The 13,586-nt window shown below is 28.0% G+C and carries 9 protein-coding genes and 2 pseudogenes; 3 read left to right on the forward strand and 8 right to left on the reverse strand.

The annotated features are described in order from the left end of the window. On the forward strand, positions 1-603 hold a 603-nt coding region (locus tag AMN73_RS04400), incomplete at its 5' end, for a hypothetical protein (RefSeq protein ID WP_179850058.1). A gap of 7 nt (positions 604-610) precedes the next feature. Here the strand turns inward: AMN73_RS04400 and AMN73_RS00010 are convergent. The 7 genes from AMN73_RS00010 to AMN73_RS00040 form a co-directional block, all read right to left on the reverse strand. Beyond that, positions 611-1,657 carry a DNA cytosine methyltransferase gene (locus AMN73_RS00010; RefSeq protein ID WP_075534290.1) on the reverse strand — a complete coding sequence of 349 codons (1,047 nt, stop codon included), beginning with the start codon at positions 1,655-1,657 and terminating at the stop codon, positions 611-613. Then, entirely contained in the window at positions 1,657-2,397 is a 741-nt protein-coding gene (locus AMN73_RS00015) for a DNA-methyltransferase (protein ID WP_218836278.1), read from the reverse strand. The genes AMN73_RS00010 and AMN73_RS00015 overlap by 1 nt, the downstream gene beginning before the upstream one ends. Positions 2,398-2,680: 283 nt before the next feature. Further along, a complete protein-coding gene (locus tag AMN73_RS00020) occupies positions 2,681-3,919 on the reverse strand; it encodes an O-antigen ligase family protein (RefSeq protein ID WP_075534292.1) in 1,239 nt (412 codons plus the stop codon). 4 nt (positions 3,920-3,923) lie between these two features. Then, positions 3,924-4,619: a hypothetical protein gene (locus AMN73_RS00025; protein ID WP_075534293.1), complete on the reverse strand. Its 696-nt coding sequence runs from the start codon at positions 4,617-4,619 to the stop codon at positions 3,924-3,926. A 24-nt stretch (positions 4,620-4,643) separates the two neighbouring features. Continuing rightward, positions 4,644-6,488 (reverse strand): RNA polymerase sigma factor RpoD, encoded by a 1,845-nt coding sequence (gene rpoD / locus AMN73_RS00030; protein WP_075534294.1) that lies wholly within the window; start codon positions 6,486-6,488, stop codon positions 4,644-4,646. 67 nt (positions 6,489-6,555) lie between these two features. Next, on the reverse strand, positions 6,556-8,328 hold the full coding sequence (gene dnaG, locus AMN73_RS00035) for a DNA primase (RefSeq protein WP_075534295.1): 1,773 nt from the start codon (positions 8,326-8,328) through the stop codon (positions 6,556-6,558). Continuing rightward, the gene (locus AMN73_RS00040; RefSeq protein ID WP_075534296.1) at positions 8,325-8,789 is read right to left on the reverse strand and encodes a GatB/YqeY domain-containing protein; all 465 of its coding nucleotides are present in this window, start codon (positions 8,787-8,789) and stop codon (positions 8,325-8,327) included. The genes dnaG and AMN73_RS00040 overlap by 4 nt, the downstream gene beginning before the upstream one ends. Positions 8,790-8,913: 124 nt before the next feature. Here AMN73_RS00040 and carA point away from each other — a divergent pair. Next, positions 8,914-10,107, forward strand: a pseudogene (carA, locus tag AMN73_RS00045) (glutamine-hydrolyzing carbamoyl-phosphate synthase small subunit). Next, positions 10,085-13,309: a carbamoyl-phosphate synthase large subunit gene (gene carB / locus AMN73_RS00050; protein WP_075534297.1), complete on the forward strand. Its 3,225-nt coding sequence runs from the start codon at positions 10,085-10,087 to the stop codon at positions 13,307-13,309. The pseudogene carA and the gene carB overlap by 23 nt, the downstream one beginning before the upstream one ends. Here the strand turns inward: carB and AMN73_RS00055 are convergent. Further along, positions 13,306-13,586 (reverse strand): annotated as a pseudogene (locus tag AMN73_RS00055) (hypothetical protein); the annotation flags it as partial. The gene carB and the pseudogene AMN73_RS00055 overlap by 4 nt on opposite strands.

Raw genomic sequence — 13,586 nt, forward strand, 5'->3', positions numbered from 1 at the left:
GAAGAAAATAAATTCACAAATCAAGGGAAAAAACTAATTCTTAATTACAAAAATAGAAATAAAGAAAAAATTAAAAATATATTATCTAAACAACATGAAAAGTTTGTTTTTTGGAATGATTTATTTAGTTTAACTGATAGGCATAGTGGGAAAAGGAATGTTGATGAATTATTTAAAATTTTTCCTATTTTTTTTATTTATCAGGTAATTTTAAAATTAAGAGAATTTGGTTACAAAAAAAATGAATTGACTAAGTTTGAAATAGATAACTTTTTGATTTTTTGTCAAAATCATTCTGATTTAGATCAAGTAGTAGGGAATATAATTAAGTACAGATCTTATGGTGAAATTTATGAACTAGAGAAATTTTTAAAAGCAAACAATAGGATGGACTCTCGTTTCTTTTCAATATTAAAAAATATTAAATATTTTAATTTTAATAAAAAAAAAATTGCAATTTCGGAGAATTATATTGATGAGATTTCAAATAAAATTAAAAAATTTAATCAAAGATATGCAAATAATAAAGTAATTTTTTTTGATAAAACAAATCCAAATAAGTATAAAAAATTTTTAGGAGAGGATATTGATCTCACGAGTTGAATAAACTTTAAAGATTTTTCTTAATTAAATTCGCAATGCTATACGAGACAAGAGGTGGAACTGCATTACCAACTTGAATCATTTGGCTATTTTTTTTTCCATAAAAAATAAAATTATCTGGGAATGATTGAACTCTTGCAGCTTCTCTAACAGTAAGACATCTATCTTGATAGGGTAATGTAAATTGGCCTGAAGATGGTGTATCAAATCTTGTAGTTATAGTTCTAGCAAATGTATTCGGAATAATTCTACTCCACGTACCACTGTATATTGAACCTGTAAGATGTTCTTTTGGTAAATCAGTTCTCACACCACCAATTTTCATAAATTTCATTCTCTTTAAGGCTAATGCCGTATGATTTGTTGAGATGTGGTTCCATATACCTCTAGAATTTTTTCTCATTTTCTGCTGATAGGAATTGAGAGGTTTTTTTATATAATTTAAAAATTCTTTACCCTCACCTGATTTTAATTCAGGTAAATCACTAACGGAGTCTTGAAAACTAGTTTTGGTATTATTGCTTTCTATTATTTCAAAATTTATATCTTTTTTTCTAGCTAATATAAATGCTCTCTTTCTTATTTGTGGAACTCCAAATTTTTTTGCATGCAAAATTTTCGCATTTATTTTGTAATTTAAATCTTCAAATATTTTTTCTATCTCTTTTAAAAAGTAACCTTCGTAAGCTGTAATCAAGTTAGGTACATTTTCAATTAAAACGTAACTAGGATTGACAATCTTTACAACTTCTAAAAAATTTTTAAAAAGAAAGTTTCTCTTGTCTTGAAACCAGTGTCTTTTTCCTTTTTGTGAAAGACCTTGACATGGCGGTCCTCCACAAACTACAGAAATTTTATTGGAGAATCTCGAAAACTCTTTTTTTAAATCTAATTTTTCAATATCTTTAGTTAAACATTCAGTATTTGGAAAATTTTTTTTATATGAAAATGCTATATTTTCATCTATTTCGTTAGCAAATATTACATTAAATCCATTTTGCTCAAAACCAAGTGATAGGCCACCTACTCCAGAAAAAAGATCAATTACATTCATTAAAATAAATTTAATTGTGCACTTATTTTTTTTAATCTTTTTTTTGAAATATTAAAATATTTTTTTTTTATTTCTCCACCAATAAATTTTCTATAATTGTTTAATGCAGCTACACCCGTAGAGCCACTTCCCATAAAAGGATCAATAACTAATCCATTTTTGTTAGATAAAGTTTTGATAAAAAAAGATAAAATTTCTAAAGGTTTTTGTGTGGGATGAGTGCCTTCTTTTTTTTCTGAATTTTTGATATTTGAAGTCTCAAAAAAATCGTGTAAAATTTTATTATTATTATTAAAAATTCCAGTTTTAGATTTTGAAGTAAAATGTAACCATGCTTCAGTCGAATTAACAAAATGTAAATTCATATTTCTTGGCATTGGATTTGTCTTATGCCAAATTCCAGTTGTTTTATAATATAGGTTAGCTTTGTTAGCCAATTCTATGACTGTTTCAACTTTGATTAAAGACATAAAAATTATCAGATTTCCTTTTTTTTTTAAAACTTTATTTGCTGATAAAAAAAATTTAAGCATATAATCTTTCCACTCAGAAAAATCTAAGTCATCCCAACCAGATCCAGCAAAATGATTGGAACGCATAGCATTAATATTAGTATCTCTATTTTTCATGAATAACCCAAGATTATATGGTGGGTCCGTAAGAATTAAATCAGCTTTTTCTTTTCCTATTGCTGACATAGTTTTCAAACAATCTTGATTATATACTTTAGATTCTTTCACTAGATACTGATAACAATTAATGATTAAATTAGCTACTAACTATGTTTAAAATTTACGAAATTATTAAGATACTTAATTCATATGATTGAATTTGTTGGTAAATAGTTGGTAAAAAAATTTCAATCTTAAGTAGTTTAAATTAATATTGATATTAAAAGCTAATTTGAATTAAAAAATTGAAAAGGAAATTATGAGTGTACTGCTCTAACCAACTGAGCTACAGGCCCAAAATCTTAAAATGAATACAATATTTATATTAACTTATCAATCGCAGACTAATTTATTATTTATTAAAAATATTCGTTTTTTTGTTACACGCATACATAATTGAAAGATTAATCCAAAAAAGTGTCGAACTAAAATCATTAAAAAAAGATCCACTAGGCAATATTGGTAAAAAATTGATAATTAAATATGTGAAACAACCTAACTGAATTGAATTACGAGATATAATTATAATTTTTAAATTTTTGAAAATTAAATAAAAAAATATTGATAATAAAATAATCGTGCCTACAAGACCATGCTCAGATAATAATTCAATATAGATTTGATGAGGATGAGTATTCAAAATATAATCCTCGTTAATTTTTGTCTCGATATTTTTGGTGGTAATAACCCTATAATTTTTGTTTCCTACACCAAAAATTGGATTATCTTTAAAAACAGCCAAACCAGATTTATATAATTTTAGGTATAGATTATTTTGAATAAATTGGTCCCTTTGATTATTATCGAATAACTGTGTGAATAGTTGCTGTCCATATCTTACTTTAAGATAATTTGAATTTGAAATTATTAAACCCGTAAAAACTAAACTAAATAAAAAAATTAATATTTTTATTTTGGCACTAATTTTATTGTTTAAAAATAAGAAAATCATAAGCCCAATTATAGCCTTAATTCCGTTCGATCTTTCGCCTGTTATAAGAATACACCCAACTAAAATAAACAAAATAAAAAACAAAGCTAACTTTAATTTAAGATTTTGTTTATAAAATTTTTCAAATAAATATCCAACTATTATAAAATTAAAACCTAAAAGATATGCGCCTACAATAGGCTCATCTTTAAAAAAACTTACAATTCTATCGACATAAAGATCATCTCCATAACCAAGTAAATTTTTACCAAAGCTAAATTCTACAAAGGAATCAAAAACAACGATTAGAACTATTAATGACCAAAAATTGAGAAATTGAAATTGACTACTAGAAATTTTGAAAAATAAGTTTATGGCAATAAATAGTATTACAAATCTTAAAAATCCTAAATTTCTATAAATTCCCTCTTTATAGTCAATGGATATAAAAGAGTTAAGGATTAGATAAACATATAATATGATTAGTAAATACAATAAAAATATTTTTTCTATTTTAATTTTGTACGAATTAAAAGTTATTAAGAAAAGTATCACTATTAACAAAGTATTTAATAGTGATATTGAAGGCCCTATTATAATCGATAATGGTAAAATCGAAATTAAAAATAAATAAATACCCTCAAATTTTTGTTTTTGCATAAGTCTATTTTTTAAATTTTCTACAAGCTATTCTTTTTGATTTGTGTAATGTATCGTCATCCTCTTTTATAATCATCACATTCTCAAATATATCTTTAAAATAATTGGCTCTGATTGTGTCAAAAATTATAATTGTTTCATTATCTGATACGCTAGATAAGTAGTTTTTGTAAACTTCAAAATCATAATGAAAATCTAATGAGTATAAAGATGTAATGAGATTAAAATTTTCTATAGGAAGGTTTTCTGTATCAAAATTAATGATTTTAAAACTATTAATCTCTAATAAGTTTGTTTCAAGGAAATTCTGAAGTAAATTTAGTTTATTATATGCTTCTTTATTTTCGTAATCCCAACCATATCTAATTTTTTCTGACACGAAATCTCTTTCAATAAATGTAAAATTTTCATTTTTAAAGCTGTTGTTAATTATTACCTCTAAGCCACCAATTCCTGCACCTATACTTAATATATTTTGATTGGGTTTTACGAACTTTTTGATTGTAAGATATTCATTATACATAATTTTATAATAATCTTTAGATATCTTATCTAAATCCAACATGTATTTTGAAAAAACTTTTGAAAATAAATATCTTCCAAATAATTTTCTGATTTTTTTTTGGAATGAGGTTGCTAATTCAATTCTTTGTAATACAGCTAATTGAGCTAAGTTTCTATCTAATTTGAAAGCTTCCATTAATGTTCATTAACATTATACAAATCAACTTTCTAAAAAACTCTTTAACTGTTTTGATCTACTAGGATGTTTTAATTTTCTTAACGCTTTAGCTTCAATTTGTCTAATTCTTTCTCTAGTGACTGAAAATTGTAAACCAACTTCTTCAAGTGTGTGATCAGTATTCATTCCAACACCAAACCTCATCCTTAAAACTCTTTCTTCTCTCGGCGTTAATGTAGATAAAATTTTTGTAGTAGCTTCACTTAAATTTGATTTAATTGCCTGCTCTAAAGGTGCTAATGCTTTTGTGTCTTCTATAAAATCACCAAGACTACTGTCCTCCTCATCTCCAACAGGTTTTTCTAAAGAAACAGGTTCTTTTGAAATTTTTAAAACTTTTCTGACCTTCTCTAATGGCATTCTTAATTTTTTTGCTAATTCCTCAGGGGTTGCTTCTCTGCCAAACTCGCTCAAAATTAATCTTTGGGTTCTAACAATTTTATTAATTGTTTCAATCATGTGTACTGGTATTCTTATTGTTCTTGCTTGATCAGCTATTGATCTGGTTATTGCCTGCCTAATCCACCAAGTTGCATAGGTCGAAAATTTATATCCTCTTCTATATTCAAATTTGTCTACTGCTTTCATCAAACCAATATTCCCTTCTTGAATAAGATCTAAGAATTGAAGTCCTCTGTTGGTATATTTTTTTGCGATAGATATTACTAGTCTTAAATTTGCTTCTACCATCTCTTTTTTTGCAATTCGCGACTCTCTTTCTCCTTTTTGGATTCTGCTTAGCATTTTTTTAAATTCAGTAACAGATATTCCAAGTTTATTACTTATTTCAATTAGTCTCTCTCTTATATTTTTAAACTCCTCTTTATTTTTTTGAAAAAATTGTTTCCAAACAGGATTTGTATCTAAAAATTTTTTTAAATTTGGATTTATTTCATTTCCTACATAAAATTTTAAAAATTCATTCCTAGAGATTTTATGATCAATTGCTAATCTCAAAAGATTACCCTCTAATGAAATTATTTTTTTATTCTCGCTATAATGTTTTTGGACTAATTCCTCTAAAACTGAAGGTGAAAGTGTTAATGACTTTATGTTTTCTAAAATGAAATTTACTATTCTTTCATAATTTTTTTCCTTTGATGAGCTTAAGCTTTTTCCTTCAAGAGAGCTTTGTAGTCTCTCTTTTTGGTATTTAATTAATTTATTGTACTCCTTTGTGAGTGTATGAATTGTTTTTAATACTTTTGGTTTTATTTCATTTTCCATTGCTGCTAAAGTCGGATTGAACTCGTCTTCATCTACATTTGACTCATCATTATTATTTTGTGTTTCGTTATTAGAATTATCTGTGTCAACGTTTTTTTGTTTATTAGATTGAGAAGTATTTTCGTCCTCCATATAATTAGTATCAATATCTATAATTTCTCTTACAAGGATTTGGTCATTTTGTAATTTTTCATTCCACTCAAAGAATTGCTGAGCAGTGATAGGACTCTGAGATAGTGCATTAAGCATCACATCTTTTCCTGCTTCAATTCTTTTTGCAATTGCAATTTCACCTTCCCTCGAAAGAAGTTCAACTCCTCCCATTTCCCTTAAATACATTCTTATTGGGTCATCACTTTTTTCAGAGGACTTGCCCTCATCTTTAGATTGACTATCTCTTTTTTTAAGAACTTTAAAATCAGATTTTTTTTCAACTAAAGTAATTTTTTCATCAAGTATATGTATAAATGCTTGTGAAAGATTTTGATCAGATAAATTTCTTTTTCCAAGGGATTTGCTGAGTTCCTCATATGTTATGAAACCTCTATGGACACCCCGGCCCATTAATCTAGCAAAAGATTTAGTAATAATTTTTTCCACAATTTTAAAGTTTGAAGATCTTTATATAATAGCAAATTTTAAAAAATCTATGTCAAAATTCTCTGTTTTAATTGGTATTTTGCAATTTTTTTAATTCAATTATCTTATTAAACGTATTTTCACTTAAATCTTGAGAAAATTTCGATTCTAAATCACTTATCTGTTTATCTATAGATATATTATTGAGATCTTTTTTCATTTCCTCAAAAATTTCAATCAGCTTTGTTTCTTCTTTCTTAACATTTTCAGATATATGTTTTATTGACGCAAACTTGTTAATCTTATTGAGAAAACCATTATCAATATCCAAATTACTTTTATCAAGATCGCTTGATGAAGCGATAAATTCTTTTAAATATGACAATACTTTATTCCCCTGATCAGAGATGAATATTAAGTTATCAAACAAATTTTCTCTTTGTTGAAAAAAATTCAGATTATTTATTATTAAATATAATAAAGAAAATTCTTGAATATCCGCTTTACTTAAAGATTTACTCTCGTTAATTATTTTTTTTGTTGTACTTAAAGAGGCGACATGCTTGATTGCATATTTTTTTCCTCTCGTTAAGTTTGGCGTAAGTTCATCAATTTTACCAATAAAATAATCTAATATATATTTTCTTATAAATTCATCTTTTATTTGTTTTGCTAATTCTCTTAGTCGTTTTTCAAATACAGCTAAAGATGACGGAGAATTGGTTGATTGCTTTTTAAAGTGTTCGAATAAAAAAATGTGAATAGGGACTTTTTTTTCTCTGTAATAGTTTAGAAATTCCTCTTTTCCTTTGTTATTAACAAAACTATCTGGATCCTCTCCACTAGGCAGAAAAAGAAATGATATTTGTTTCTCTGGTTTAAGTTCTTTAATAGAGTTTTCAGCAGCTCTTACTGCTGCTCTATATCCACTTTCATCAGAGTCAAAACAGATTACGATTTCATTGAAAAATTGATTTAAAATAGAAATTTGTCTATCAGTCAGAGCGGTTCCTAGATTTGCAACACAGTTCTCTATTTTATTTTTTGTCAAACCAATTACATCCATATATCCTTCAACTAAAAAAACCTGTTCGTTGGAATTTGAAAACTTTCTTGCCTTATCTAAATTATATAAATGATTACCTTTTTTAAAAAATTTAGTTTCAGGCGAGTTCACATATTTTGCTAGATAGGTCTCCTTTTTAATAATTCTTCCACCAGCAGCAATAAATTGTCCAGTTATAGATTTTATTGGAAAAATTATTCTTCCCCTAAACCTTTCAACATACTCTTTATTTTTTTCATCAAAATAAAAAAGCCCACTGTCCTTCAGATCTTTGTCTTTGAATTTATTTAATAATTCTTGATAAAAATTTTTTTTATTCCTAACAAAACCTAGGTCAAAATTTTTTACATCATTAGAGTTTAAGTTTCTATTTTTAAGATAATCTCTTACTTCGTTTAAATCTGGATTTTTAAGAAGTTCTTCATTATGATATTCTATATAATCCTTATAAATTTGAGAATAATTTTTCCAATCATTTTCTCTTTCTTCGTCAGCCCTAGAAAATGTGTAAGGTTGCATGCCTGCATAGTTAGCTAAAGTTTTAACCGCCTCACCAAATTTTAAATTTTGTGTTTTCATTATAAAATCAAAAATATTTCCATGTTCACTTGTGCTAAAACAGTGATAAAATCCTTTCTCATCATTTACGGTAAAAGATGGAGTTTTTTCATTTTTAAAAGGTGACAATCCAACAAATTCTTTACCTCTTTTTTTCAAACTAACTGACTTGGATACTACTGTCGAGACTTTCAGTCTTGTTTTAATTTCATCTAAATATTCTTTAGGATATTTCATTTCTTATTTAAAATTTCTTTTATAATCTTGCCTGCTAAAGAAAAGTCTACACTATCCGAATGATTTTTTTTTAATTCGCCCATTGCTTTTCCCATATCCTTTAAAGATGAAGCATTTATTTTATTAATAACTTCTTCACATAGTTTTTTTGTATCATCTTCACTCAGCTGTTTCGGTAAATACTCTGACATTATCTTTACTTCATTTTCTTCTATTTGAAGAAGGTCTTGTCTATTATTTTTTTTATAAATTTCGATTGATTCGGTTCGTTGCTTTATCATCTTTCTTAATAATTTTTTAATATCATCATCATCTGTATCTTTTTTGTTAGGTCCAGATCTGTTTTGAATATCGAGGTCTTTAAGCCCAGATAAAATTAACCTATAAGTTGATATTTTATTTTTATCTTTAGATTTAAGAGCATTTTTATACTCGTCATCAATTTTTTCTCTAAGTGACATAAAAGTAATTTAACTTAAAGAATATTTGCTTAAAAGAAAAATTGTTTTTTTTTATAAATTTTGTATTAGATCTGTTGCGTTAGATAAGCTTTTATTGTATTAACCTTTAACTCATGAGTTGTAATTGATCAAAAAACGAAAAGTAAACTCAACAAATAAATCAAAATTTAACCCAGGCATTTTAGTTCTCGAGAATAAGTCCATTTTTAATGGAATTGGCATAGGTTATGAGGGTACAGCAACTGGAGAAGTGTGTTTTAATACCTCTATCACTGGATACCAGGAAATAATTTCTGACCCTTCATACGCAGGACAAATAATTAATTTTACCTTTCCACACATTGGAAATGTGGGAACAAACAAACAAGACAACGAGTCAGAAAAAGTCTAGACAAAAGGGGTGATTTTCAACTCAGAAATAACAAATCCATCAAATTATAGATCATTAATGGAATTAGATTTATGGCTTAAAAAAAATAAAATAGTTGGTTTGACTGGTTTAGATACAAGAGGTTTGACAAATTTTATTAGAGATAACGGGGCTCCAAGAGGAACTATTTCAAATGATAGGTATGGGAACTTTGGAATTAAAAAATTAATTAAAAATACTTTAAAATGGCCAGGTCTTAATGGTTTAGATTTGGCAGAAACAGTATCTACTAAAAATAAGTTCTCCTGGAAGGGTTTTAAGACATGGACTAAAGAAGATGGATATAAAAAAATTAAAAAGAAAAAACTCAAGATCGTTGCAATTGACTATGGGATAAAAACAAATATTTTAAGGTATTTTTCTAATTTTTATTGCGATGTAACAGTCGTACCTTGCCAAATGAGCGCGGAAGATATTTTAGCACTTAATCCAAGCGGAATTTTTTTATCAAATGGACCAGGTGATCCTGCCGCAACTGGAACTTATGCTATAAAAATTATAAAAAATCTTATTAATAAAAATCTACCAGTTTTTGGGATTTGTTTGGGTCATCAACTATTAGCTTTAGCATTAGGTGGCAAAACAAAAAAAATGAAATTAGGACATAGAGGTGCAAATCATCCAGTTAAGAACCTGATCAATAATAAAGTTGAAATAACCAGTCAAAATCATGGATTTGAGGTTACAAAAAATAATTTACCAAAAAATATTGAGATAACTCATAAATCTCTGTTTGATAACAGTATAGAAGGTATAAAATTAAAAAATAAACCTGTCTTTTCTGTGCAATATCATCCTGAGTCTAATCCTGGTCCACAAGATAGTCACTACCTATTCAGTAATTTTATTAATGAAGTTAAAAAATATGCCAAAAAGAAAAGATATTAAAAAAATTTTAGTTATTGGAGCTGGACCGATTATTATTGGTCAAGCATGTGAATTTGATTATTCAGGAACACAAGCATGTAAAGCACTTAAGGATGAAGGTTACAAAGTTATTTTAGTTAATTCAAATCCTGCAACAATTATGACAGATCCTGGCGTTGCAGATCAAACATATATTGAACCAATATCTGTAGAAGTACTTGAGGAAATTATTAAAAAAGAAAAACCTCACGCTATTCTCCCAACGATGGGTGGCCAAACTGCACTTAACTTAGCTTTAAAAGCAGAAAAATTAGGAATACTTAAAAAATATAAAATAGAGCTTATAGGAGCAAATTCAAAAGCAATTGCTAATGCAGAGGACAGAAAAAAATTTAGAAAAAATATGTCTAACATTGGTATTGATTTACCTAAATCCGAGATACTTAATAATTTTAAACATGCATCAAAGTGTTTGAGAAAAATTGGCCTTCCTGCAATTATAAGACCTTCATTTACCTTGGGTGGTCTTGGCGGGGGTATAGCGAGAACTAAAAAAGAATTTTTTAAAATCGTTAAAGGTGGGCTGTATGAATCTCCACAAAATCAAGTTCTTGTAGAGGAATGCTTAGATGGGTGGAAAGAATTTGAAATGGAAGTTGTTAGAGATAAAAATGATAATTGTATCATAATTTGTTCAATCGAAAATATTGACCCAATGGGCACTCATACTGGGGACTCTGTAACAATAGCTCCAGCATTAACATTAACTGATAAAGAATATCAAGTGATGAGAAACGCTTCTATTGCTTGTCTTAGAAAAATTGGAGTTGAAACAGGTGGTTCTAATGTGCAATTCGCTATAAATCCAAAAAATGGAAGAATGGTAATTATAGAGATGAATCCTCGTGTGTCACGCTCATCAGCTCTTGCTTCGAAAGCAACAGGTTTTCCAATTGCAAAAGTAGCCGCAAAATTAGCAATAGGTTACACATTAGATGAACTTCAAAACGAAATTACGAAAGTAACACCTGCCTCATTCGAGCCAACAATTGATTATGTGGTTACAAAAATTCCCAGATTTACGTTTGAAAAATTTCAAGATACTAAACCAATTTTAGGAACCTCAATGAGATCTGTGGGAGAAGCTATGGCAATTGGTAGAAATTTTAAAGAGTCTTTTCAAAAAGCTTTGGTTTCTCTTGAAACTGGACTATCAGGATTGGATAATTTATTTCATTATTCAAAAAAAGAAATTTTAAAACAATTAAAGATCAATGTACCTGATAAATTACTGTTGGTTGCAGAAGCATTCAGAAAAAAAATTTCAACAGAGAAAATTTATAAGTTATCAAAAATTGATCGTTGGTTTTTGGGTCAAATAAAAGAAATTGTTGAGGAAGAAAATAAAATTATCAAATTTGGTTTACCGAAAAACTTTGTGGAATTTAATCGAATAAAGTCTTTAGGATTTTCTGACAAAAGGTTAAGTAAGCTTACTGGGATACAGGAAAAAATTTTACAAAGAAAAAGAGCTGCACTTAAAGTAATTCCAGTGTTTAAAAAAGTAGATACTTGTGCTGCTGAATTTAAGTCCTTTACTCCTTACATGTATTCAACTTATCAGCGTAACTTTTCAATTAATACAGAGTGTGAAGCAGATCCAAGCAACAAAAGAAAGATCATAATACTTGGGGGTGGTCCAAATAGAATTGGGCAAGGTATTGAGTTTGACTATTGTTGTTGTCAGGCAAGCTTTGCTTTGAAAGAGGCAGGGTTTGAAACAATAATGATAAATTGTAACCCTGAAACAGTTTCTACAGACTACGACACTAGTGACAGACTTTATTTTGAACCTCTAATAGATGAATATGTACAAAATATAATTTTAAAGGAAAAGTCTAAGGGAAATCTAGTTGGAATAATTGCTCAATTTGGTGGTCAAACACCAATTAAGCTTGCAAAGTTCTTGCACGAAAATAATTTACCTATTCTAGGAACACAATATTCATCCATAGATCTTGCGGAAGATAGAGATAGATTTAGAGACTTATTAATAAGACTCAATTTAAAGCAAGCCGAAAGTGGAATTGCAGATAAATATGATAAAGCAATACTAATAGCTAAAAAAATTGGATTACCAGTAGTTGTTCGTCCCTCGTATGTTTTAGGTGGTAGGGCGATGGAAATTGTTCATGATGAAAGTCAATTAAAAGAATTTATTAATCAAGCTTTTAAGGCATCAGATAATAACCCAATTTTAATTGATAAATTTATAGATAACGCAATGGAGGTTGATGTCGATGCAATATGTGATGGAAAAGATGTTTATGTAGCAGGCATTATGCAACATATTGAAGAGGCAGGAATACATTCGGGTGATTCAGCTTGTTGTTTGCCTCCAGTATCAATCAAAGACAGTATTCTTAAGGAAATAAAAATTCAAACAAGAAAATTGGCTTTAGCATTAAAAGTTAAGGGACTGCTAAATATTCAATTTGCGATTAAAAAGGATGAAATTTATGTAATTGAAGTTAATCCTAGAGCAAGTAGAACTGTTCCTTTTGTATCAAAAGCTAATGGTGTACCGCTAGCAAAAATTGCTTCAAGAATAATGGCAGGCGAAAAGCTTTCTAAGTATAAATTAAAATATAAAACAAATAAAAAATTTGCTGTTAAAGAAGCTGTTTTTCCTTTTAATAAATTTCCTGATAGTGATTTATTACTTGGTCCAGAAATGAAGTCTACTGGAGAAGTTATGGGTTTTGATTACGATTTTGGGATGGCGGTCGCTAAAAGTCAAATTGCTGCCTATAATTCTCTTCCAGTAAGTGGCATGGCATTTTTATCAGTCAAAGACTCTCATAAACAGGAGATAATAGGAGTTGCACAAAGACTCAAAAAATTAGGTTTTGGTATTTCTGGAACAAAAGGCACTGCAAAAATTTTAAATGATAATGGAATTAAGTGCAAAACTATTAATAAAGTAAGTAGTGGGCGACCACATATAGTAGATGTTTTAAATGCAAAAAAAATATCTTTGGTGATTAATACTGGAGGTGGAAATAGTGAACATAGAATTGACGACGCAAGGGCTTTAAGAAGAGGAACATTAGCAAACAAAGTTCCTTACTGCACAAATATGTCGACAGCTTATTCATTTCTTGAAGCTATAAAATCACTTAAAACCAAAAAATTAGAGGTTAAATCCTTACAGGATAATTAATCCACCTTCCAATCAGTTTTAAATGTTACATAATTCACTTGTAAACATCTTCTTTCTTTTGATATTTCTTTTTTTTCCATACCATGCCAAGTGCCTGGGCCGCTTGTGAAGAAGTATCCATAATTATCTTTATAGGGCATTGTTTTTACTTTTTTTAAATTATTATCATAAAAATCAGTACCCAAATCCTCACTTTCATTTGTTTTATTTACAAATAATAAACAGGACATTAATTTTTCTTCAATATCGCAATGTGGTTTCAGCCAAAAACCTTTTC

The organism is Candidatus Pelagibacter communis, from assembly GCF_001179965.1.
Classification (GTDB): Bacteria; Pseudomonadota; Alphaproteobacteria; order Pelagibacterales; family Pelagibacteraceae; genus Pelagibacter.